This is a genomic window from Gordonia sp. HS-NH1, from assembly GCF_001418765.1.
In the GTDB taxonomy this organism is placed as follows: Bacteria; Actinomycetota; Actinomycetes; order Mycobacteriales; family Mycobacteriaceae; genus Gordonia.
Window position 1 is genome coordinate 97,279 of the sequence record NZ_LIYC01000008.1, and the last position, 22,317, is coordinate 119,595.

The window sequence follows — 22,317 nt, forward strand, 5'->3', positions numbered from 1 at the left end:
CACGGCACGCCATCGAAACCCCTACACGACAACACAGTTGTCAGAACGCCTCGTTCAGCATGACCGCGACGGTGCCGGGTTCGAGTGCGTCGAAGACGTGCTCGACGTCGCCGGGGTAAGAGATGTAGTCGCCGGCCGATAGAACCTCGGCGGCGGCGGTGGGGCCGAGACGCGCACGGCCGCAACTGATCACGACGTGCTCGATCATTCCGCGAGCGTGCGGTGCCGACACCCTGGGTTTGCCCGGCTCCGCCCGGATGACGTACAAGTCGCGCCTCGATCCCGGCGCCGCGGTGGACAGCAGTGTGGCCGAGTAGTCGGCATCCGCGGCCGGGATCACCGGCCCCTCGCCGAAACGGATGACCTCGACGGTCGGCGTCGGCGAGTCCAGCAGCGCCGAGAACTGCACCCCCAACGCCGTCGAGAGGGCCCACAGCGTCTCCACGCTCGGGTTCCCCTCCCCCGATTCGAGCTGGGACAGCGTCGACTTCCCGATGCCGGCACGACGCGCGAGTTCGGTCAGGGACAGACCGGCCCGTGTGCGTTCCCGTTTCAACGACGCGGCGACGAGTTCTTTCGGGTTCACCGATCGTGCTTCGTTCATCAAACCGTCCGATCGTCCATCTTGACGAACACACAACTACTGTTCACTATGATAGTCATGCGTTCGGCTTGGAGAACACTCGACACAGCGACCCTGCGCGCCGTCGTGGTGATGTCTCTGTCGGTCCTCGTCATCGGCACGTCGTACGGGGTGGCTGCGCACGGCGCGGGTCTTGCTCTCTGGCAGATCGTGCTGGTCGCCACGGTGGTGCTCGCCGGGTCGTCGGAGTTCGTCTTCGTCGGCATCCTGGCCGCCGGCGGGGTGCCGATCCTGGCGGCGCTGGCGGGCTTGCTGGTCAACACGCGCAACTTCGGATACGGCCTCGCCGTGGGAAAGCACCTGCGCGGCACCCCCGAGATCCTCCTGGGCGCCCACCTCATCAACGACGAGACGGCCGCCCTGGCGACCGCCGAATCCGACCCGCGTCGTGCACGCGCCGCCTTCCTGTTGTGCGGACTGGGGGTTCTCGTCGCGTGGCCGGCCGGTGCGGCCTTGGGCGCCACCCTCGGCGGCGTGGTGGCCGATCCGGCGAAGCTCGGCCTCGACGCCGCGTTCCCCGCCCTGCTCGCCGCACTGGCCATCCCGGCCCTTCGCGACGGCGCGACCTGGGCGGCGGTGACCGTCGGCGCCGCGGTGGCCGTGGCGTCGACGCCTTTCCTTCCCGCAGGATTGCCGATCATCGGTGCGCTCGGAGGGTTCGCCGCCCTGGAAACAGTCCGCCGGTCTCGCGAAGCGTCTCTGCGCGCACCGGAAACCGCCGGCACGGGAACCGACGCCGCCAAGGAAGGCGCCTCGGCCCGGGACGTGCTCGGGCACAACAATGTTCGGAGTAGGCGATGAACGCCGGGATCTCGCTGGCCGTCGGCATCACGCTGCTCGCGGTCGGCACCTACGCGATGCGCGCGGCCGGACCTGTTCTGCGGAACCGGATCTCGGTGTCGGAGGCGACCGAGAAGCTGATGGACCGGGCGACGGTCGTCCTGCTCGTCGCCGTCGCGCTGACCGGTACGTTCTTCGTCGACCACGACTTCGCCGGATGGGCGCGGCCCGCGGGCGTGACGGTCGGGGTGATCGCGGCGCTCCTGAAAGCGCCCCTCGCCGTCGTGGTCATCCTCGCCGCCGCCACCGCGGCGGGATTGCGAGCACTCGGCGTCGCCTGATGTCCGGGTCGGGAAACGTCACCGGACGATGGCCGGGCTCGTACAGCTGTCCGGCACGGCGACCAGCGAACACGCCACCGGCAGCCGCGTCGGGCGATAACCGCTGCGCACGCCGCTGTCGCGGGTGATCTCACGGTAGGCGGCGACCGCGTCGGTCGGGTGACGGGTCAGACTCGGATCGCGTTGCGCGTCGACGGTGTACAGGCCGAAACGTGAATCGAAGTCGCCCCACTCGTAGTTGTCGGTGAGACTCCAGTAGTTGTAGGACACCACGTCGATGCCGTCCTGACGCGCGCGCTGCAGCCAGTACACGGTGTCGCGCAGGTGGTCGGCACGGCGATAACCGTCTGGCCGTCGACCCCGCGGGTCGGTGGCCAGACCGTTCTCGATCACCCGGATCTGCTCACCCGGAAACTGCTCCGCCACATGACGAAGCACGTAGTAGATGCTCTCCGGCGCCTGCGAACTCTTCCAGAACTCGCCCGAAGCACCGTTGGCGACCGAAGCGTCGGTGACCGAGAAGGAGTAGTAGTGGTCGACACCCACGAAATCGAGGGTGTCCCGCATACGTTGCGGGAACACCGATTCGAGCCACGTCTGGACGCCGGCGATCGGGTAGTAGGCCATGTTCGACGACACCTGGGCGCCGGGCTGGACACGATGGATGTGACGGTAGATCGCCCGGTGCGCCGTCACGATCCCGTCCGCCATGAGCCCCACGTTCCGTGGTGCCACTCCCCCGTACATCAGTTCGCGCCGAACGTATTCGGTGGGTTCGTTGAAAGTGATCCACAGCGGGTCGGCCCACGAGTACCGGTCCACCACACGCTCGGCGAACCGCACGAGGTCGGCTGACATCTGCGGGCGGTTCCAGCCGCCGAGATCGACCGCCCAACCCGGATGAACCCAGTGGTTGAGGGTGATCATGGGTCGCATCCCGGCGTCGACGACCGCCCGGATCACCCGGTCGTAGAACGCCCAGCCGGCCGGATCGTCCCGGCCGCGCGACGGCTCCACCCGCGACCACTCGACCGATGTCCGGTAGATACCCACCCCGAGACTCTCGGCACGAGCGATGTCCTCGGCGTAGCGATGAGTGAAGTCGACGGCATTGCCGACGCGATGGGCGACCCGGCCCTGATCGCCATAACGCACCCAGTTCGAGTCCCGGTTGTACCCTTCGGACTGGAAACCCGATTGGGCGACCCCGAATTCGAAGGCAGAACCGAGCGATGGCACGCTCGCCGACGCCGCCCCGACGCCGCCGAGTCCGCAGATCGCGATGAGCGTCGCGGCCGCCGCGATGGCCACGACACGCACTCGCCTGGGCCCGCCACCGGAACGTCGCCGGTACGTGCTCAGAACGGACTCCCGGTGATGGGTGCCGCACGATCACACGGAACCGGTCGCGGATTTTCCGGGTCGAGCGCGTTGAGCACGAAGAATGCCGCGCGGCGCGACCCCGCGATCCCCGCGTGCTCGGTGTAGTCGACCGAACACCCGTCCTGCACAACGATGTTGCGTACATTCGGGCCGCCCGGCGGCAACCCGAGAGTGTATGGCACGACGAGCTCGTCGTACCGCGTGGCGATGTTGGTGTACCGGATCGACGGCAGATAGAAGCCACCGGCGGCGATCTTGCGCAGCACGTGGGCACCGGGGTCCAGCTGGGCACAGGCCTGGCAGAACGGCACCTGCTCGGGCCGTAGTCCGAGGGACCGGACGATCGGCATGATCACATCGTTTCCGCCGACGCCGGAACCCCGCCACGCCGGCGCCAGCGACACGTAGTTGTCGATGGCATTCCGTCCGCCGAGGTACTTCGCGTAGTACGCGGGCACCACGGTGCCCTGGGAGTGGCCCACGATGTCGACCTGGGTCGCCCCGGTCGCCCGACGAACTCTGTCCACGAAGGCACCGAACTGGGCGGCGCTCCGCGTCATCTCGCCCATACCGCCGATCGCGCTGATCGGCCACGGCGCACCTGTGACCGCACCATAGGTCAGCGCGAACACGCAGTAGCCCTCGTTCTTCAGCAGCGGGACATAGGTTCCCCAGTTGGTCTGCTGCGACCCGCCCGTCCCGTGGACCAGGATGACCGGATTCAGATGGCGTGCGGACGGCCGGCAGTCCCAGTCATTCGAGCCGTGTAACGAGCCGCCCGGGTCGGTCAGCTCATTCGGGATGCCGGCCAGGAAGTTGTAGGTGACCGGCAGCGTGTCGGCACGGGCCGGTGCCACGGACACCACCAGCACCCCGATGACGGCGACGACCAGGCCCCACAGGATCCTCGGCGATCTCATGGACGAAAGCTAACAAACCGTCTCAGGCCGGGACGTGCGTTTGGGTGGACCCGTCGGGGCAGTTCGATCGTGGCGCGGGGAGGGGCACACCCGCGGCACGCCACTCAGCTCACGACGAGGGTCCTCCGTCGCGATGCCGGATGTCGCGGATGGTCGCGACCGCCGAGGCGAACACGAGCACGAAACCCAGCACGAGAAGCGTGACCGCGGCATAGTGCATGATCTGCTCGTAGTGCCCGACGTCGAACTGCTCAGCCGCTATGCGCAGGCCGACCACCACGAGCCAGGCGAGAAATGCCATCGTCAGAGCCCGACGTTGGAAGACCGCGCTCCGCCGTCGGTGTTCGTACTCACCGAGTTCGTCGATGGCGTCGACGACGATGCCGCTCATCCGTGCATGTGCCGGTGAGTCATGCGGCAGCTTGGCCAGGATGTCGACCTTCTGCGCGAGCTTCTGATGCCGGTCGTTGGCGTCGAGTCGTGCGATGACCGCACCGATCACCGCCACGAGCAACGTCCCGGCGAACGTCAGCATCGCGGCGGTCATGAGCGAAATTTACACTGGGCCGCTCGGCAGCGGTGTCGAAGTCAGCGCGACGGGCGTTGCCTTCGACGCGGTTCAGCGGACGGCTGGGGCCGCGTGGCTACCCGCACGGACCAGGATGCGCTCGGCACGTCGATATTCGAGCGAGTGGCACTGACCGCCCGGCGCGGCGGTGTCGCTTGCCTGCCGTAAGAGGATGGCCGCCAGCGACGACGCCGTCCGCGGCGGGATGACCAGGAGCATCACGGTATTGCTTCCGCACGTGAGTGTCATCAGTGGCGGCATCTCCGGCGAGTCCGGTGAATCGAGGCCCGGAAGCCGGCGGAAGCTGCTCCAGTTCACGTCGATTCCGCTGACCTCGCCGATCTGAGGGCGAGCGGCCGCGAGCATGCCCGGCAGTTCCTCGGCGAGGCGCAAGGTGTACGGGTACCAAGCCCCGTTGATCGCGGCGGCGGGATCCAGCCCGAACCGGACCCGGGGCGGGCCGAGCAGCGGCTTCATCGCCGATCTCCGGTGTACGCGAGCCCTTGCGGGCGGATGCTCACGACACGTGAACCGATCATCACCGTTGCCACCTGACTTGGTCACGCGAAGAGTGACCATTCGACACCGGCGACGCCGACAGGAGTCTGTCAGATGTTCGATCCAGTTGCCTGAAGTGTACTCCCGGCACCCGTCACGGGCGCACCGCCGCGACGACGAGTCCGTGTCGTGCGGACCGGCCTGGTCAGCGCGCGTCGCTGACCTCGCGGGCGATACGCAGCGCCGCCGGCACGTGCCCGACGGCGAGGACCACAGCCGACGCCCCGAGCCATGGATTGCGCAGGCAGCCCGCCGCGGCGACGAACACCAGCACCGGCAGGACGGCCATCGGAACCGCCACACCCCAGACCGGTCGATACAGGGCCGCCACCGGCCGTCCCGTCCGGAGACAGCGAACCCACAGCGCGTAGTAACCGGCCAGGCCGGCGACCGTCGGCACCTGCGCCGAAGCCGCAGTGGCCGGCCGCACACAACGAAACACCCTGCCGGCCGGTGGCCCGCAGGGTGCGTCGTCGTCGAAACTTGTGGAGCTATGGGGAATCGAACCCCAGACCTACTCGATGCGAACGAGTCGCGCTACCAACTGCGCCATAGCCCCGGGAGGTCTCGCGACCAACCGCGAGCCACTTTATCAGCCCGGGGTCGTCGAATCCCAAACGGCCGGTCCACCACTAGGCTGGACGCGTGCCCAAGATGTCTGATCAGCAGTTGGCCGGAGTTCTCGACAATGTGGTGGGGGTGATCAACCCCGTCCTCGATGCCCTCGCCGAGCGGGATCCGCTCGGGCTGAAGGGCCACACCTTCCACGACGACGACCATCCCGAGTCGCGTCTGCAGCAAGCCCAGCACGCCGCGGCGAAGGTGCTCGACGTCGCGGAATGGCCCGGCACCAAGGGCTGGTCCGAGCGGTCGATGCACAAGCGCGCGAGCTGGTGGGTGACCCGTATCGGCACCCTGAACACCGGTGCCGTGGCGTTCCCGGGGGTCTTCGGGGTGTGGGCGAAGCGGTTGCCGATCACCCCGTATCTCGGCTTCGCCAATCAGGCCATGGTGCTGGTCGCAATCGCCCGCGAGTACGAGGTCACCGACCGCAAGCGACAGGTCCAGCTGCTCGCGTCGGTGCTGTGCAAGCGCGACCTCACGAACCCGGACGTCACCGCCGGGTCCGGGAAGTCCCTGCCGTCCGAACCCAAGGAACGCGAGAGGTCGCTGTTCGCGGCGATCTGGGATGCGGCGAAGTTGCTCCGCGCGGTCGACGACGAATTCGAGAAGCGCCCGCAGCCGATGGCGCTGTTCCGCATGCTCGCCTACATCCCCGTCATCGGCGCTCCGGCGACCTATCTCGGTGAACGATTCGCGCTGTCGAAGGCGGCGAAAGCCGGTCAGGCGTGGCTGGATTCGCACGGCAAGCCGGCGCTGACCACCTAACCCGAACCCTCGGCCCAGCAACAGTTCAGCAGTAGGTATCGGTGAGCGACACCTACTGCTGAACGAGGTTGTTGCCGAGCGCGTCTGCGCAGATCAGCCGACGCGGCGGTACTGCAGGTCTTCGCGGTCCATGCGACGACGCTGGAACGGCGGGATGTGGTCGAACACCGGATCCTCGTCGTCGATCTCGAGAACCGTTGCGCCACCGGGTCGCCGAAGTCGCGGAGGGGGCGGTGCGGCGGCGAACTCCGGGACCGAGGCTGCGCGTCGTCGACGCTCCTCCTCGGCGCGCGCCGATCGCTTGGCACGGGCCAGGCGCTGGGCCCGGATCTGCTGCTCGGTCTTCACCGCACGACGCAGGTAGGCGAGGTAACCCACCAGGAGCAGGCCGAGCATGCCGGTGGCCACCCAGCCGGGCGTTCCCACGACGAAACCTGCCGCGATCGCCAGCAGCACCAGGACGAACAACCCCAGCGTGACCCGCTGACGTTCCCGATACTTGAGCGCGCGCTCCGTCTCCGACGAGTAGATGCTGCGCCCGGAACGCCGGCCACTCGACGAACGGGCCGTCGGGCGGCTGTCCTCGATCTCGTCGAGCTCGGTCTCGTCGGCATCGTCCTCGTCGATCACCGACGGCGCCTCGGTGTGCCGCGAGCCACGGGCGTAGTCGTCGTACTCGTCTTCGTCGAGTTCGCCTGTCGCGTCCTCGTATTCGGAGTCGTCCGAGTCGTCCTCGTACTCGGCGTCCTCGTCTTCGCTGTCGTCGGCGTCCTCGTACTCGGCATCCTCGACGTCCACGAACTCGTCCGCGTCGTCCTCGGTCTCGACGTCGGCGTCCTTCTCGAGGGTCGCGGTGGCGCTGCGGCGCGAGGACTTCCACGACGGGTCATGTGGGTGTCGGGCGGACGACCGGCGTCGGCTCCCCGATGCGGTCGTGGCCCTTGACCCACCGCGATGCAGCAGTCGCGTCTTGCGCGCCGCGTCGGTCGACTTCAGGATCTGCGGACGCCCTTTGATGACCATCGGGACCAGCACGAAGAGCCAAACCGCGACGAGACAGACCCACAGTACTGAGTTGGGCATGCGACTCTCCCTTCATTCACTCTGGTCACACGAGGCCAGTTCACAATCTAGGGCGGCGGAACGTCACCCCCGGGTAGACGCGCCGGAGCGGGAGCGAATCGGCTCTGTTTCACACGCACCTCTCAGCAACACCGGCGCCGACGCGGTCAGTGCGCTCGAAAACGGGCGTCCACCGCGACGGCGATCTCGATGTCGTCGGTCCGCAGTTCGAGCGACGGCGACGGCGTCGGACTCGCGGCAACCGCCATCGGCATGGCCCGCCGCGGTGACGGCGGCACCCGCGAGGCCATGTCCGGATCGGAGAGGAGCACCGGGGTGACCGGCCCCCGCCCGACGGCGTCGGAATAGGCCTGCGCCTTGAGGATCGCGTCGTCGACGGCGGCACGTCGCAACTCTCGCTCGCGTTCACGCCGGGTCTCGTCGCGCAAATCCCAGTCGATGTCACCGATCTCGACGGCGTCGACCGACGCCCAGACATCGATGAACTCCGACAGTTTCTCGAAGTCGACGAACTCGGTTTCGATCCGGATACGGGTGTTGTATACCGGTTCTCTCCGCTCACCGGTCTCGGAGTACGGACGGTATGAGTACACCCGTACCGAATCGGCGGACCAGCGGGCAACCCCGCCGGCCGACTCGTGGTCGGTGAGCGCCCTCGTCAGGTCGGCGTGGACCTCGACCGCCCGCGTGTAGACGGCCGGTTTATCTGCACCCTCCACTCGGACCACGAGATGGATGATCCCGCGCTCGGGCCGGTAGCGCCCGCGAGCTTGGCCGCGGACCACGATCTCCAGGTCGTCGATGTGCTCGGTCATGGACGAGAGCCTAGGCGCCGACGTGTCGGCTCCGGTCTACTGACCGACCAGCGCGGGCAGATCGCCGGATCGTCACTGGAACGACGCGCGGCCGGCCCGGACCAGCGCCTCGGCCGCGCTGCCGGCCACTTCCTCGGCCGTGAGCGCGAACAGCATGTGGTCACGCCATCGCTTGTTGACGTCCATGTAGCGGAGCAACAGGCCCTCTTGCCGGAATCCGATGTTGGTCAACACCTTCTGCGACGCCTCATTGGCCGGTTGTACCGTCGCGTCGAGCCGATGCAGGCCGACGGCACCGAAGCAGTGGTCGACCCCGAGGGCCACCGCGGCGGTCGCGATGCCGTTGCCGGCGAAGTCCGAGTCGACCCAATAGCCGATCCATGCGGTGCGCACCGCGCCGCGCTGGATGTTCCCCACGGTCAGCTGTCCGACGTAGCGGCCGTCGAGTTCGATGACGAACGGCAGCAGCGCCCCACGCTTCGCCTCGGACTTCAGCACCGCGAACAGCGGCGGCCATGACCCCGGCTGATGGCGTTCGGCCCAGCTTCCCACGCCGGTCGGTTCCCACGGCAGCAGCGCGTTCTGGTTGCGGATCCGCAACTCACTCCACGTCTTGGCGTCGCGCATCTTCACGGGCCGCAGGGTGACCATGCCGGTGCGGGTGCGCAGCGGCCCGAGAGTTGCCCGCCAGCCCGGGCTTCCCTGATTGCCGCTCAACCACCTGAACACGAGGAGAAGTTTATGCGCTGTCACACCGGCGCCGGCATGAGACCTGCATCTCGTGCCGGGCGGCTTCGACTCGACTCAACCAGCGGGAGTGAGCGCACACGACGTCCGGCCTCACCCGCGTTGCGCGAGGAAGGCAACCTCCACCTCGTCGCCGGTCCCCATCTCCTCGACATCGGGGTCGACCATGATCAGACAGTTGGCCTCGGCCAGTTCGGCGAGCAGGTGCGACGACCCGGTCGGTGACGCCCCGAGCACCTGAACGAGGTAGTCGCCCGATCGTTCGTCGCGCATCAGCTGCCCGCGCAGATAACCCTTGCGACCGCGGACCGATGCGATCGGTCCGATGGTGCGCGCCTTGATGATCCGCCGCATCGGTTGCCGCTTGCCCAGCGCGATCCGGATGAGCGGGCGGACCATCACCTCGAAGGTCACCAGAGCGCTCACCGGGTTGGCGGGGAGCAGGAACGTCGGAACCTCGTCGCGTCCCAGGCGGCCGAAACCCTGGACCGATCCGGGATGCATCGCCACCCGCACGATCTCGAGGTCGCCGAGATCGGCGAGTGCGTCGGCGACGGCGGTCGACGCACTGCCCCCGACGGCACCGCAGATCACCACGATCTCGGAGCGGATGAGCTGCGCCTCCACGACTTCCCGCATCCGCGACGCATCGCGCTCGGCGATGCCGACGCGGTTGACGTCGGCGCCAGCGTCGCGGGCGGCCGCGGCCAGCGCATAACTGTTGACGTCGTAGATCTGACCGGGTCCGGGTGTGCGGTCGATGTCGACGAGCTCGCTGCCGACCGAGATGACCGACAACCGAGGCCGGGGGTGGACCATCACCCGCGCCTGGCCGACGGCGGCGAGGAGCCCGACCTGGGCCGGGCCGATGATCGATCCGGCGCGGACCGCGACGTCGCCCGGCTGCACGTCGTCGCCGACCCGCCGGACATAGTTGCCGCTCTCCACGCCGTGTCCGATCTTGACCTTCTGATCGCCCCCGTCGGTCCAGCGCAGCGGAACCACGGCATCGGCGAGCGTCGGCATCGGGGCCCCGGTCTCGACGCGCACCGCCTGACGAGGCTGCAGTCGCGTCGGCGTACGGGAGCCCGGGCCGACCTCCCCGACCACCGGGAGCGACACGATCATCGGCTCGCCGGCTTCGAGGTCGACCAGCTCCGCGCCGTTGGCGTCGAAATCCTCGAGGTCCTCGGGAGCGAGCACCCCAGCCAGTCCCACGTCGACCGCACGCACCGCGTAACCGTCGATCGCCGCCTGATCGAATCCGGGCATCGGGTGCTCGGTGACGACCTCTTCCGCGCACATCAGGCCCTGCGCCTCGGAGATCGCGACGCGCACCGGTCGCGGCGCCACTGCCGCCGCGGTCACCAGCGTCAGATGATCCTCGACAGATCGCATCTCACCGCTCTTCCCGTCTCAACCGGTCAGCACACCGGAGCGCGCGGACGACAGCCGTCGGCACGTCGTGCACTCGATACAACACGTCGGAAACGTTATCGAGCAGTCCCGGCTCGGCGTGCGAGGCGCGCGGATGCACTCCTCGATCGCGGCGCGGACTCAGCTGTCGGCGAGGCGCTTCTCGAGCCACTCGCGCAGATCGGGACCGTAATCGTCGCGATCGAGCGCGAAGTCGACCGCAGCCTTCAGGTAACCGCCGGGGTTGCCGAGATCGTGTCGGGTGCCGTGGTGGACGACGACGTGAACCGGCTCGCCCTCCTCGATGAGAAGCGCGATGGCGTCGGTGAGCTGGAGTTCACCGCCGGCCCCGGGTTCGATACGCCGCAGCGCGTCGAAGATCTTGCGGTCCAGGATGTAGCGGCCCGCAGCGGCGAGGTTCGACGGCGCGTCCTCGGGCTCGGGCTTCTCGACCATGCCCTTGAGGCGCATGACGTTGGGGTTGTTGGCATCGGGCAGCGGCTCGACGTCGAAGACGCCGTAGGCGCTGATCCGCTCCTCGGGGACCTCGATGGCACACAGCACCGACCCACCCCGGCGCTGACGTGTGCGGGCCATGACCTCGAGGACGCCGCCGGGGAGCACCAGGTCGTCGGGCAGCAGGACCGCGATCGCGTCCTCGTCGTCGTCGAGATAGCTCTCGACGCAACCCACCGCGTGTCCCAGGCCGAGCGGCTTCTCCTGCACGACCGAGGCGACCTCGAGCAGGTTCGGCGCCTTGCGCACCTTCGCGAGCATCGACTCCTTGCCGCGCGTGGCGAGCGTGTTCTCCAGAACGAGGTCCTCGACGAAGTGGGCGACCACACCGTCCTTGCCCGGCGAGGTCACGATGAGCAGACGGTCGGCGCCGGCCGCCTTGGCCTCTTCGGCGACGAGCTCGATGCCGGGGGTGTCGACGACCGGCAACAGCTCTTTGGGAACCGTCTTGGTCGCCGGCAGGAACCTCGTGCCCAACCCGGCTGCCGGAACGACCGCGGTACGCGGGATCGGCGGAGTGTTGGGTACACCGTCGTACTCACTGAAACCAGATTTATCCGTCGCACTCATGAATCCACCCTAGGACAGGAGCCGATTGTCGGCCGGACAGACGGCGGTGACCGGGACCTCATCGCACGCGATCCGACGGTCGGATACAGTGCGGGCGTCCCGGCTGTCACCGCCGGGGCCAACACGACACCGGTGTCGAGACGACGCGAAGGACGGTCGGGTCTTGCCAACGCTGAAACAGCAACTGCGACAAGAGATCGAAGAGCGACGCTCGCGTCGCTCCGAGGCCGAGCGAGACCGGTCCGCGGCGGCACTCGCCGAGTGGATGTATGCCTGTCCGTTTCGTCTGGAGTACGACGTCACGGTTGCCGCCCATGTCCCCGTGGGTAACGAACCCGGCTCGAATTCGATGCTCGACGCACTCGTCGACCGCGGCGTCTCGGTGCTCGTCCCGGTGGTTCCCGAGGGCGGTCCCGCACCGTTGGACTGGGCCCCCTACACGGGACCGGACTCGCTGACCTCCGGGCGCTGGGGGCTCCTCGAACCGTCGACCGACCGGGTCGGCGTGACCGCGATCCGCGCGGCGTCGGTGATCCTCGTACCGGCGCTCGCCATCGACAAGAGCGGGGTGCGACTCGGACGTGGCGCCGGGTACTACGACCGCACCCTCCACGGGCTCTCGGCCGACCTCGTCGGTGTGGTCTACGACGACGAGGTCGTCGATTCACTGCCGTCCGGCGACCACGACGTGCCGGTCGGCTGGACGCTCACACCCGGAGACGGGTTCCGCCGGCTCGGCTGATCGACGGGTACAGCAGAACCCGGGCGGTGTCGTGGCGACCCGACCCGGGTTCTACTAGGTGATGTTGGTGCGGCACCCTCAGGCGGGCGTCGCCGCCTTGGTCTCGCTCTTGGTCGACGACGAGCTCGACGTGTCCGACTTCGTGCTGCTCGACGAGCTGTCCGACGAGGAACTCGACGACGAGCTGTCCGACGAGGAACTCGACGACGAGCTGTCCGACGAGGAACTCGACGACGAGCTGTCCGACGAGGAACTCGACGACGAGCTGTCCGACGAGGAACTCGACGACGAGCTGTCCGACGAGGACGACGACGTCGAGGTGTCCGACGAGGATCCCGGACGCGAGTCCGTGCGGTAGAAGCCGCTTCCCTTGAACACGATGCCGACCGAGTTGAACAGCTTGCGCAGTCGACCCGCGCACTGCGGGCACTCGGTCAACGAGTCGTCGGAGAAGGACTGGACGATGTCGAACTTGTTGTCGCACTCCGTGCAGGCATACGAGTAGGTGGGCACCGAAACCTCCGAAAAGTCAGTAAACGCTGACCAGTGTAACCGACTTTGGCACTCACTCATTCCGAGTGCTAAGCGACGGGTGTGATGGGTTCCCACCTGCGGGGTCATCCCCCGATGACGTCCTTGTCGATGTCGGGGATGTCGTCGCGGTTCATGTCCGGATCGCGCGCTTGGCGGGCGTCCCACCGGAGCAGGACCGCGGCCAGGATCGCCGAGACCACCGAGCCGACGAGGATGGCCGCCTTGGCCGCGGCGGCGTGATCGTCGGAGCCGCCCTCGAAGCTCAGTTCGGCGATGAGCAATGCGACCGTGAACCCGATGCCGGTCAGCAGACCCACCGGCAGCAGGTCGCGGATGCCGATCGAGTCGGGCAACCGCAGTGGCGTGAACGTCGTCATCAGCCACGTCGAGCCGAGGACACCCACGAGCTTGCCGACGACGAGACCGACGACGATGCCGATCGACACCGGCTGCACGATCGATCCCTCGCCGCCGACGACGGTGACCCCCGCGGCGGCGAACGCGAACACCGGCAGGGCGAGCGCGGCCGAGTACGGGCGGACCGCGTCGTCGAGCCGCTCGGTGCGCGGTTGCTTCTCGCCGCGGATCGCGACGGCCGGCACGACGAAGCCGAGCAGCACGCCGGCAACGGTCGCGTGCACCCCGGAGGCGTGCATCAGGGCCCACGCGACGACGGCGACCGGGATGAGAACCGGCCACCACCGCCACGCCTGCCGCACCAGCACGGCGAAGAGGGCCACCGCGGCAAGGGCGGCCGCCAGCATGACGAAGTCGATCTCATCGGTGTAGAAGGTCGCGATGACGATGATGCCGAGGAGATCGTCGACGACGGCAAGCGTCAGCAAGAACGTCCGGAGAGCAAGTGGCAGGCCGCGGCCGAAGATCGCGAGAACCGCGAGGGCGAAGGCGATGTCGGTGGCGGTCGGGATCGCCCAGCCGCGTAACCCCTCGGGGTCGCCGATCGCGACCACGACGACATAGCAGAGCGCGGGGACGACCATCCCGCCCACCGCCGCCGCGATCGGCACGCCGGCGAGCTTCAGGTCCCGGAGGCTCCCGGCGACGAACTCGTGTTTCAGTTCGACTCCGACGACGAAGAAGAAGATCGCCAGCAATCCGTCGGACGCCCAGTGCGCCAGCGACAGGTGCAGGTGGAGCGACTCGGGTCCCACCTCGACGTGCAACAGGGCGTCGTAGGTCTCCCCCCACGGGGAGTTGGCCCAAACGACGGCGACTGTGGCGGCCACAAGGAGCAATGCGCCGCTGGTCGTGTCGAGCGCGGCCCAGCGCCGCGCACGGGTCGCCCGGCTGATGCCGCCACCTGGTGTCTCGTCGGTCATCCTGCTCCTCTGGTCGGACAGACAGATCATCTCGACGTCGCCCGCACCGGGCAACGGCCGACCAGACTTCCCGGCACACCGCCACCGATTCTCCCACGCAACACCCCGGCCCGCCGCGCCGGTGCCGGCGGCGGACGCATCCCCAGGAGAGCCACCGGACCCGGCGGTTGTCCACAGGCCCGCACCGAGAGCCGACGACCACCGGGCACGGACCTACCGTCGCCCCATGCCTCCCGCGTCGACGCATCCATCCCGTGCCTCGCTGGCCCCCCGCCTTCGCGACCGGCTGGGGTCCGCACTGCGACCTGGCTGGACCCGCAACCTCCTGGTCCGTCGCGTCGCCGCGGCGGCCCTGGTCGTCGCCGCGGTCGTGGTCGGGGTTGCCGGCACCCGCGCCGACGGCGATGTCGAGGTCCTCGTCGCCGCTCACGACCTGTTGCCCGGTCAGGTCGTCGAGTCCGGTGACGTGCAACCGCGGAGGGTCGCGGGCACGAGCGTCCCCGACGGGGTCCTGACCGATGCGGCGCCGGCGGTCGGGCGGACGGTGACCGGACGTGTCCGCGCCGGCGAGATGCTGACCGACACGCGGTTGCTCTCCTCGCATCTGCCTGCCGACCTGACCGGGATGCGCGATGCCCGCCTCGTGCCGATCCGGCTGTCGGACGACGCGGTGACGTCGCTGCTCCGTCCCGGCGATGTGGTGGATGTGTTGACCGAGGAGGCAGAAGTACTGGCGCGGCGGGCGGTGGTCGCCCTCCACGGCGCCGATTCGCCGTCGGGCGGCCTCGCCCCCAGCCGCACGACAGCCGCCCCGGTGCTGCTCGCCATGGACGCCGCATCTGCTCACCGGGTCGCGGCGGCCGGGCTCGACACGTCGCTCGCGGTCGTCCTGCACTGAGCGCACACGCCGATCGCGGCGTGACGACACAGCCGCGCGAATCAACTCAAATGGATCGGTTCCTTCACGATCGTGGATAGGGTAGTACGAGCTCGCACAGCGCATGTCGGATTTGCTCCGATCGTGCACAGAATCGCCGGACAAGAGCAGGACATCACCGAAAAGAGGCCGCACACCGTGCTCAAGGGATTCAGGGACTTCATACTCAAGGGCAATGTCGTCGAGCTGGCAACAGCGGTCATCATCGGCGCGGCGTTCACCGCGATCGTCACCGCCTTCACCGACGGCATCGTCCAGCCGATCATCAACTCGATCCCCGTCGGCTCCGACGCCGCGCAGGGACTCGGATTCCAGATCACGGACAACCCATCGACATTCGTCGACCTCGGCAGCGTCATCACGGCCGTGATCAACTTCCTGATCATCGCCGCAGTGGTGTATTTCATCATCATCCTGCCGTACAACAAGCTCGCCGAGCTGGGCGGCTTCGGCAAGAAAGCGGAGGTCACCGAGATCGCGCTGCTCTCGGAGATCCGCGATCTACTCGACCCCGAGGGCACCTCGAAAGCCAAGGCGGAGGCCGAGAGTGACCTGCCTGCGCATCTCACCGATCCGGCCGGACCGGTCGGCGACTCCTACGGTCCGCCATCGGGTTCCTTCGCGCCGTACGAGGCACCTGCCGGAGCCGGTACCACACAACGCATCTCGACTCCCCCGTCACCCCAGGGTCCGCCCTCGCGCCCGAATCCCCCGCAATCCGTTCCACCCCAGTCGGCTCCGCCCCAGTCCGCTCCCCCGCAGAATCGCCCTCCGCAGGGACCGCCGCCGGGAGGCCCGTCCGGACAGCCGTATCCCACACCGCAGCCCGCGCCCGGTAGCTATCCGCCGCCCGGGAACTATCCCGGTGCCGGCAACTACCCGCCCCCCGGCCCCAGCACGGGCTACCCCGGTGAGCAGTACCCGGGCGACTTCCCGGGTGAGGGCCCGGATGCGCCGGGCCGCCACTCGCGCTGACAGCGGGCGCGGTCTCCCAGGAAGCTGACAGCCGGAACCATTCGAACCCGAAGGTTGGCTCCCTACTTTGGGATTCGTCGCCGGAACGTGCGACCGCACCGGTTCCCTGATCGGTGCGACCGAACGAGAACAGGATGAACGAATGCCCAACAAACCCGCGCAGAACCGCCGGCCGCAGTCCCAGAACCGGCGTCAGGCGCGCCCGCAGCAGCGCAATCAGGCGCGCCCGCAGGCCCGCCCCAAGACGTTCCCGTGGTTCTTCGGTAGCTGACCCACCCGACCACGAGCCCCTGTCGCACCCGCGGCAGGGGCTCGGCTCGTTCTCGCTCAGGCAGGCGGATCGACGCGCTGGACCCACACCGTCGGCCCGCCGGTCAGGGTGAACTCCGCGCGCACCAACGCATTCCACTTGCGCGCGTACAGTTCCGACAGCTGGGGATCGCTCGTGCTCGCCGTCACCGGCAACCGTTCCCGCCGACCGCGCTCGATGACCGGATCGACCAGCCCGGCGAGGGTGCCGCCTCGGCGATGATCGGGCCGGACGAGCGCGAAGATCACCCGGATCGGATTCTCGGCCACCTGCGCGTCCTCGGACTTCCGCTGCAATTCGGTGAAGCGGTTGATGAAGCCGTCGATCGCCTTCACCTGACGCTTGGTGCGTTCCTTGAGATCGTCGTCGATCCGCCCGGCCTCATCGTCGGTGGCCGACACGGCGATCAGCGCGATCAGGTCACCGTCGGAGTCGAACACCCCGTGCAACCCGCGGAGGTACTCGATGAAGAGGATCTCCCCGTACCAGCGGTAGGCCTCCGGCGGGGCATCGTCGCCGATGAGCCACCGGTAGACCGGCACCTCACGCAGACCGTCCTCGAGCAGGTCGAGGGCTGCCTCTCGGTCGGATTCGACGAGCTGCCGAGTCGTCGTGCCGGCAGCTTCCAGGCGTTGCGTCACCGGTTCATACCAGCACAGGTGCGAGACGAACGGCCAACCACAGGCACGGCTCGCAGAACCGCTCCTCATTCCGAGCGGAAGATGGGTTCACCCAGAATTCAACCGTCTCTGGTCAGGACAGGTGGTGAGGTGTGCGGTAATGTCGGCCGCGTTGCTGTCCTCGGGACGGAACGAACGCGCTACACAATCAGATCGTCGACAACCATTAGGAGATTCGCATGTCTGACGCGATCAGTATTTCCTGGATCCGCCTCTACATCGAGGAATTGGTCACCGGTTCCGACGAAGGCGGCGGCTCGGACGGCACCGCCGAATAGTTCTGCCCCACGCGAATTGCTGCATGTATACCAGCGATTTGCTCCCAGAACGGAATTTCAGGCGTGCACGGTCGACCGGATCGCCATCGCGATATCGACGAGTTCGCACGCCGCCCTTCGGCACAAGCCGACGGACACGAATCAGCGCCACACAAGAAGGAGTTTGCCATGGGTGAAGTAGTCGGCGGAGGAATCGACGACGCGATCAAGGACCTGCTGACCGGGTCGCTCGACAGCGACGGCGTCCCGATCGAGGACTAAGAACACCGGCCGGACGCGTTCGGCCGCACCATCCGTCTGAGCAGATCGTGAGTGCCCCGCGGAGTCTGCGAACTCGCGTGCCCCTCAGACGGGTTCGCCCCATCATCGACACACCATGAGAAGGAGAGTCACATGGCCACCGGTATCGAGATCAACCTGAGCGAACTCATCCGCGACCTGGACAGCCTGTCGGACGAAGCTCCGACCGAGAACTGATCCACCGATTCCCACACCGCCCCCGGCCCGCGCCGGGGGCGGTGTGCTTTCGGGCGTGCGAGATCTGAAAGAAATGCGGGTTCGTCGCACCCGATTGTTGCGAATCGGTTCATGGAAAATCCATGTCCTGTTGACCGCCGCATTATCGAATATCGTATTGTCGGCGTCGTGATCGTCGTTCGCATGCGATCGACGCCCACGTCCGGCAGTCCATCATCGACGAAGGAGATCACATGGCCGACATCATCCAGGGCGCAATCACCGACGCAATCGTCGAATTGGTCACGGGTTCGATCGAATCGGGTTCCGAAGAAGCTCCCGTGTAGATCTCGATCCGAGACGAACCGCCCCGAGCTCCGGCCCGGGGCGGTTTTTGTCGGTCCTGATCTCCCGGATGAGTCGACGCATTTAAGTGTTCTTCATTCACCATTGACGATACTGCGGAGGAAACGGCCAACGAGATTCCGGTGCGGTCCCGCGCGAAACGGTCGCATGTAGACTTCGGACCACTCACGACCGCGTCCCCCGAAGCCGGACGTCGGGGCGCAATCCCCCTTCGCGCGGTACGCCAGCGTCACCACGACCCGGAGTAGCCTCACCAGATGCCCGTCACCCGCTCACTGAGCAAGGATGAGGTACGCGCGTTGCTCGCGCTCCTGTTCGACGCCCTCCGGACAACCCGCTGGGCCTGTGTCGGCTTCCTCGTCTTCCAGCTCGCGTCGGTGTTCACCACGCTCGCCCAGCCGGCACTCAACGCCGCGATCATCGACGACGGGATCCTGCGCGGCGACGTGGCGACGATCAAACGCGTCGGCATCCTCATGGTCGTGGTGGCCGTCGTCAACCTGGTGGTGTCGATCGGCGCCACTTTCCTCGCGTCCCACATCTCGGCGACCTCCGCGCGCGACCTCCGCGTCCGCCTGCACAGCCGGATCAGTGCCTTCAGCGACCCGCAGGTCCACTCCATCGGCCTGTCGAGCCTGCTGACGCGTTCCACCGGAGACGTCGGTCAGATCCAGGGTTTCGTCTTCATCAGTCTCACCGTCGTGGTCACCGCACCGCTGATGCTGTTCGGCGCCCTGGTGCTGTCGCTGGCGCAGGGGTGGCGCATGGCTCCGGTGCTCGTGGTCGCGGGCGCGGTGCTGGTCGTCCTGGTCGCCGTCCTCGTCCGGCGCCTGGTGCCGTGGGCGGCCCAGCTGCAGCGTCGCCTGGACGTCGTGAACAGGGTGCTGCGTGAGCAGTTGCGCGGGATCGCGATCATCCGGACCTTCCGGCGCGAGGACCGCGAGCGGGACCGGTTCGCGGTCGAGAACGACGAACTCACCCACGTGGCCCTGCGTCTGGGTCGTCTGCAAGTCCTGATGCTCCCCACGGTCACCGTCGTGTCGAACCTGGCCGTGGTCGCGGTGACCGCATTGGGTGCGGTCTTCGTCGACCGCGGGCAGATGCAGATCGGCCAGATCACGGCCACCGTCGGCTACCTCGCGCAGATCCTGCTGGCGGTGTCGTTGCTGACCATGATCGCCGGGGTCATCCCGCGCGCCGTGACCAGTGCGGGACGCATCACCGAGGTGCTCGACACCGAATCCCTCGACCCCGGCGACCCCGAGACCGGCGGGGCGTCGACGCCGCCCGCGATCGTCTTCGACGCAGTGTCCGTCTCTTACCCGGGTGCCGAGGCCCCCACCGTCGACCAGGTGTCCCTCTTCTGCGCACCCGGCACGGTCACCGGAATCCTCGGCGGAACCGGAAGCGGCAAGTCGACGCTGCTGTCCCTCCCCCTGCGGTTCGCCGACCCGACGTCGGGACTCCTCCGCTGGGATGACGACGACGTGACCGGCCTTGCGCCCGCATGGGTTCGGGCACGCAGCGCCTTCGTGGGGCAGGGCGCCGAGCTCATCACCGGGACGATCGCGGACAACCTGCGGATCGCGCGCCCCGAGGCGACCGACGCGGAACTGTGGTCCGCCCTCGAGGTGGCCGCGGCCGCCGACTTCGTCTCGACGCGCCCCGGTGCTCTCGAGGCCACCGTGGCCCAAGAGGGCCGCAACTTCTCCGGCGGTCAGCGCCAGCGACTCGCGCTGGCCCGCGCGGTGCTCCGCCGCCCGTCGCTGTACGTCCTCGACGACCCCTTCAGCGCCCTCGACGTCGACACCGAGGCCACGATCATCGACCGCTTGCGCAGGGCCGATCCGGCCGCGACGGTCCTGCTCGCCGCGCAGCGTGTGTCGTCGGTGCGGCGCGCGGACGTCATCGCCGTCCTCGACGCCGGACGAATCGTCGACATCGGCAACGACGCCCTCTTGCGGGAGCGGAGTGAGATCTATCGGGAGATCGCCTACGCACAGGCGGTGACCAATGCTTGACCAGCGGTCGCAGACACGGGCCGTCGCACCCGCCAGGGGTCGGACGCGCACCGGCGCGCAGAAGCCCGCCGGCCGGGACGGGTCGCTGCGCTGGATCATCCGGCAGCTCGACCTGAGCAGGGGTCGTGGTGCTGCCATCTCCCTCTTCGCCATCCTGGCTGCCGTCGCCGGTGTGGTCGCGCCGATCCTGTTCGGGGCGATCACCAACGTCATCGTCGACGGCACCGTCGGCGACGCGACGATGAACTGGGGACTGCTCTGGACCCTGCTGGCCGTCCAGGTCGGGGTCTTCGTGGCCGCGGCGGCCTTCGGACTCGCCCAGGGCCAGCTGCTGACCGTCGCCGTGCAGCGGTCGGTGGCCGGACTCCGCGCGCGCATCGAGGACAAGATCCACCGACTTCCGCTGCGCTATTTCGAGAACACCAAACGCGGCTCGCTGGTCAGCAAACTGACCGCCCACACCGACAACGCCGCGACCGTGATCGCGCCGGTGCTGGTGACCGTCCCGACGAACGCCCTGACGCTCGTCGTCGTCACCGCCGTGCTGTTCGTCATCTCACCTGTTCTGGCATGCGTCGCCCTCGTCGCGGCACCGGTGTCGGCGCTGGCCGCGGTCCTGCTCGCCCGCCGGGCCCGGCCGCACCTCGAGGCCCGCTGGACGACCACGGCCGCGTTGACGGGTCACATCGAAGAAGAGCTCAGCGCCCGGCGCATGCTGCAGGCGTACAACGCCGAACCGACCGCGGCACGCCGGTTCGACGACCTGAACGGCCGACTCTTCTCCTCCATCCGTTCTGCCCAGTGGATCGGCGGTTCGTTGCCCTCGGTTCTGACCGCGGTCAACGCCCTGGTGTTCCTGGTGCTCGCGGTCCTCGGCGGAATCATGGTGGTCGACGGGCACCTGAGTCTGGGCGCGGCCCAGGTCGTCGTGGTGTTCGCGCAGCAGCTGACGAGCGCGGTCCGCGAACTTGCCGGCTTCGTCACCAAGGTGCAGTCCGGAACGGTGTCGGCGAGCAAGGTCCGCGAGGTGCTCGAGGCCCCCGAAGACGCCGGTGTGGACACCGGCGTGCCCGTGCCCACCTCGTCCGGGCGCCATCAGCTCCCACCCGAAGTCGTCTTCGACGACGTGGGTTTCGCCTATGAAGAGGACAACCCCGTCCTCGACTCGGTGAGCTTCCGGATGGCACCCGGCACGACCACCGCCGTGGTCGGGACCACCGGGTCGGGCAAGACCACCCTCACCAACCTCCTGCAGGCGTTCTACACACCCAGCCACGGATCCATCACCATCGACGGCGTCGACCTCGCCGAACTCGGGCCGCAACAGGTACGAGCCGACATGGCCGTCGTCACCCAGGAGCCCTGGCTGTTCACCGGTACCGTCCGCGAGAACATCGCTTTCGGCATCGACGACGGCCAGGCGGTGGACACCGCGCTCGACGACAGCCACGTGGCGCAGATCGTCGCCGCGCTGCCGAACGGCATCGACACGGTCATCGGCCAGGAATCCGAGAACCTCAGTGCCGGCGAGAAACAGCTGGTCACCGTGGCGCGAGCGATCGCGGCGTCGCCCAGGATCCTGATCCTCGACGAGGCCACGAGTGCCGCCGACCCTCGTACCGAACTGCTCGTCCAACGCGCCCTGCACCGGCTGCGCGCCGGGACCACCACCTTGCTGATCACCCACCGCATGGCCGCCGCAGCGCTGGCCGACACGATCGTGGTGCTCGACGATAGGGTGATTGCCGAGGCGGGGACCCACCAGGAGCTGATCGCCGCGGGCGGGATCTATGCCCGGCGGTGCGGGTTCGCGCCGGACGACGGTCCGGGTGACGCGACCCGGGACGACGAGGGTGTGGACGGCAGCAGTCCGAACGGTCCGGACACGGGGTCGAACCCGTGACAGAAGGCAGGAGCCAGCGCGGGTCGGATCACCGGTCCGTCGTCTC

Annotated in this window: 22 protein-coding genes, 1 tRNA gene and 1 pseudogene; 9 read left to right on the forward strand and 15 right to left on the reverse strand. The window is 68.1% G+C overall.

The window, feature by feature from the left end; genetic code table 11:
• Positions 1 to 40: 40 nt before the first annotated feature.
• Positions 41 to 604 (reverse strand): XRE family transcriptional regulator, encoded by a 564-nt coding sequence (locus AMD30_RS08375; RefSeq protein ID WP_010843472.1) that lies wholly within the window; start codon positions 602 to 604, stop codon positions 41 to 43.
• Positions 605 to 661: 57 nt separating this feature from the next.
• Between AMD30_RS08375 and AMD30_RS08380 the strand changes: the two genes are divergently transcribed.
• Both AMD30_RS08380 and AMD30_RS08385 read left to right on the forward strand, forming a co-directional pair.
• Positions 662 to 1,444, forward strand: a complete 783-nt coding sequence (locus AMD30_RS08380; RefSeq protein WP_055475318.1) for an AzlC family ABC transporter permease — start codon at positions 662 to 664, stop codon at positions 1,442 to 1,444.
• On the forward strand, positions 1,441 to 1,764 hold the full coding sequence (locus tag AMD30_RS08385) for an AzlD domain-containing protein (protein WP_055475319.1): 324 nt from the start codon (positions 1,441 to 1,443) through the stop codon (positions 1,762 to 1,764). Before AMD30_RS08380 ends, AMD30_RS08385 begins: the two co-directional genes overlap by 4 nt.
• An 18-nt stretch (positions 1,765 to 1,782) precedes the next feature.
• On the opposite strand, the gene AMD30_RS08390 is transcribed toward AMD30_RS08385, so the two are convergent.
• From AMD30_RS08390 to AMD30_RS08415, 6 genes are all read right to left on the reverse strand, one after another.
• On the reverse strand, positions 1,783 to 3,084 hold the full coding sequence (locus AMD30_RS08390; protein WP_055475320.1) for a family 1 glycosylhydrolase: 1,302 nt from the start codon (positions 3,082 to 3,084) through the stop codon (positions 1,783 to 1,785).
• A gap of 38 nt (positions 3,085 to 3,122) precedes the next feature.
• A complete protein-coding gene (locus AMD30_RS08395) occupies positions 3,123 to 4,067 on the reverse strand; it encodes an esterase/lipase family protein (RefSeq protein WP_055475321.1) in 945 nt (314 codons plus the stop codon).
• A gap of 109 nt (positions 4,068 to 4,176) precedes the next feature.
• A complete protein-coding gene (locus AMD30_RS08400) occupies positions 4,177 to 4,614 on the reverse strand; it encodes a hypothetical protein (RefSeq protein ID WP_055475322.1) in 438 nt (145 codons plus the stop codon).
• 72 nt (positions 4,615 to 4,686) lie between these two features.
• Positions 4,687 to 5,112, reverse strand: a complete 426-nt coding sequence (locus AMD30_RS08405; protein ID WP_010843478.1) for a DUF5994 family protein — start codon at positions 5,110 to 5,112, stop codon at positions 4,687 to 4,689.
• Positions 5,113 to 5,338: 226 nt separating this feature from the next.
• Positions 5,339 to 5,623, reverse strand: coding sequence for a hypothetical protein (locus AMD30_RS08410; RefSeq protein ID WP_197282758.1), 285 nt, complete (start codon positions 5,621 to 5,623; stop codon positions 5,339 to 5,341).
• 56 nt (positions 5,624 to 5,679) lie between these two features.
• Positions 5,680 to 5,752 (reverse strand) — tRNA-Ala (locus tag AMD30_RS08415).
• An 86-nt stretch (positions 5,753 to 5,838) separates the two neighbouring features.
• Here AMD30_RS08415 and AMD30_RS08420 point away from each other — a divergent pair.
• The gene (locus tag AMD30_RS08420; protein ID WP_014925903.1) at positions 5,839 to 6,582 is read left to right on the forward strand and encodes a hypothetical protein; all 744 of its coding nucleotides are present in this window, start codon (positions 5,839 to 5,841) and stop codon (positions 6,580 to 6,582) included.
• Positions 6,583 to 6,675: 93 nt separating this feature from the next.
• Here AMD30_RS08420 and sepX read toward each other — a convergent pair whose 3' ends face one another.
• The 5 genes from sepX to AMD30_RS08445 all read right to left on the reverse strand — a co-directional run bounded on the left by sepX (position 6,676) and on the right by AMD30_RS08445 (position 11,729).
• Positions 6,676 to 7,665 (reverse strand): divisome protein SepX/GlpR, encoded by a 990-nt coding sequence (sepX, locus tag AMD30_RS08425; RefSeq protein WP_055475323.1) that lies wholly within the window; start codon positions 7,663 to 7,665, stop codon positions 6,676 to 6,678.
• A gap of 146 nt (positions 7,666 to 7,811) precedes the next feature.
• Positions 7,812 to 8,480: an SIMPL domain-containing protein gene (locus AMD30_RS08430; RefSeq protein ID WP_055475324.1), complete on the reverse strand. Its 669-nt coding sequence runs from the start codon at positions 8,478 to 8,480 to the stop codon at positions 7,812 to 7,814.
• Between the two features lie 72 nt (positions 8,481 to 8,552).
• Complete coding sequence (locus tag AMD30_RS08435; protein WP_055475325.1) at positions 8,553 to 9,209, reverse strand: GNAT family N-acetyltransferase; 657 nt, start codon at positions 9,207 to 9,209, stop codon at positions 8,553 to 8,555.
• A 111-nt stretch (positions 9,210 to 9,320) separates the two neighbouring features.
• Positions 9,321 to 10,625, reverse strand: coding sequence for a molybdotransferase-like divisome protein Glp (gene glp, locus AMD30_RS08440; RefSeq protein ID WP_010843484.1), 1,305 nt, complete (start codon positions 10,623 to 10,625; stop codon positions 9,321 to 9,323).
• Between the two features lie 159 nt (positions 10,626 to 10,784).
• Complete coding sequence (locus tag AMD30_RS08445) at positions 10,785 to 11,729, reverse strand: UTP--glucose-1-phosphate uridylyltransferase (RefSeq protein WP_010843485.1); 945 nt, start codon at positions 11,727 to 11,729, stop codon at positions 10,785 to 10,787.
• A 163-nt stretch (positions 11,730 to 11,892) separates the two neighbouring features.
• Here AMD30_RS08445 and AMD30_RS08450 point away from each other — a divergent pair, with 163 nt between their 5' ends.
• The gene (locus tag AMD30_RS08450; protein WP_010843486.1) at positions 11,893 to 12,471 is read left to right on the forward strand and encodes a 5-formyltetrahydrofolate cyclo-ligase; all 579 of its coding nucleotides are present in this window, start codon (positions 11,893 to 11,895) and stop codon (positions 12,469 to 12,471) included.
• 177 nt (positions 12,472 to 12,648) lie between these two features.
• Here the strand turns inward: AMD30_RS08450 and AMD30_RS24495 are convergent.
• Positions 12,649 to 12,984 (reverse strand): annotated as a pseudogene (locus tag AMD30_RS24495) (FmdB family zinc ribbon protein); the annotation flags it as partial.
• Positions 12,985 to 13,088: 104 nt separating this feature from the next.
• Positions 13,089 to 14,345 carry a Na+/H+ antiporter NhaA gene (nhaA, locus tag AMD30_RS08460; RefSeq protein ID WP_055475364.1) on the reverse strand — a complete coding sequence of 419 codons (1,257 nt, stop codon included), beginning with the start codon at positions 14,343 to 14,345 and terminating at the stop codon, positions 13,089 to 13,091.
• Positions 14,346 to 14,571: 226 nt separating this feature from the next.
• On the opposite strand from nhaA, the gene AMD30_RS08465 reads away from it, so the two are divergent.
• The 3 genes from AMD30_RS08465 (at position 14,572) to AMD30_RS25700 (ending at position 16,528) form a co-directional block, all read left to right on the forward strand.
• Positions 14,572 to 15,243 carry an SAF domain-containing protein gene (locus AMD30_RS08465; RefSeq protein WP_055475327.1) on the forward strand — a complete coding sequence of 224 codons (672 nt, stop codon included), beginning with the start codon at positions 14,572 to 14,574 and terminating at the stop codon, positions 15,241 to 15,243.
• Positions 15,244 to 15,420: 177 nt separating this feature from the next.
• Positions 15,421 to 16,257: a large conductance mechanosensitive channel protein MscL gene (gene mscL / locus AMD30_RS08470; protein ID WP_055475365.1), complete on the forward strand. Its 837-nt coding sequence runs from the start codon at positions 15,421 to 15,423 to the stop codon at positions 16,255 to 16,257.
• A gap of 142 nt (positions 16,258 to 16,399) precedes the next feature.
• Positions 16,400 to 16,528 (forward strand): hypothetical protein, encoded by a 129-nt coding sequence (locus AMD30_RS25700; RefSeq protein WP_269432767.1) that lies wholly within the window; start codon positions 16,400 to 16,402, stop codon positions 16,526 to 16,528.
• Positions 16,529 to 16,584: 56 nt separating this feature from the next.
• Here the strand turns inward: AMD30_RS25700 and AMD30_RS08480 are convergent, their stop codons facing one another.
• Positions 16,585 to 17,208: a hypothetical protein gene (locus AMD30_RS08480; protein WP_055475329.1), complete on the reverse strand. Its 624-nt coding sequence runs from the start codon at positions 17,206 to 17,208 to the stop codon at positions 16,585 to 16,587.
• 1,396 nt (positions 17,209 to 18,604) lie between these two features.
• Here AMD30_RS08480 and AMD30_RS08485 point away from each other — a divergent pair.
• Both AMD30_RS08485 and AMD30_RS08490 read left to right on the forward strand, forming a co-directional pair.
• Positions 18,605 to 20,368: an ABC transporter ATP-binding protein gene (locus AMD30_RS08485; protein WP_055475330.1), complete on the forward strand. Its 1,764-nt coding sequence runs from the start codon at positions 18,605 to 18,607 to the stop codon at positions 20,366 to 20,368.
• Positions 20,361 to 22,271 (forward strand): ABC transporter ATP-binding protein, encoded by a 1,911-nt coding sequence (locus AMD30_RS08490; RefSeq protein ID WP_055475331.1) that lies wholly within the window; start codon positions 20,361 to 20,363, stop codon positions 22,269 to 22,271. The genes AMD30_RS08485 and AMD30_RS08490 overlap by 8 nt, the downstream gene beginning before the upstream one ends.
• Positions 22,272 to 22,317: the final 46 nt, after the last annotated feature.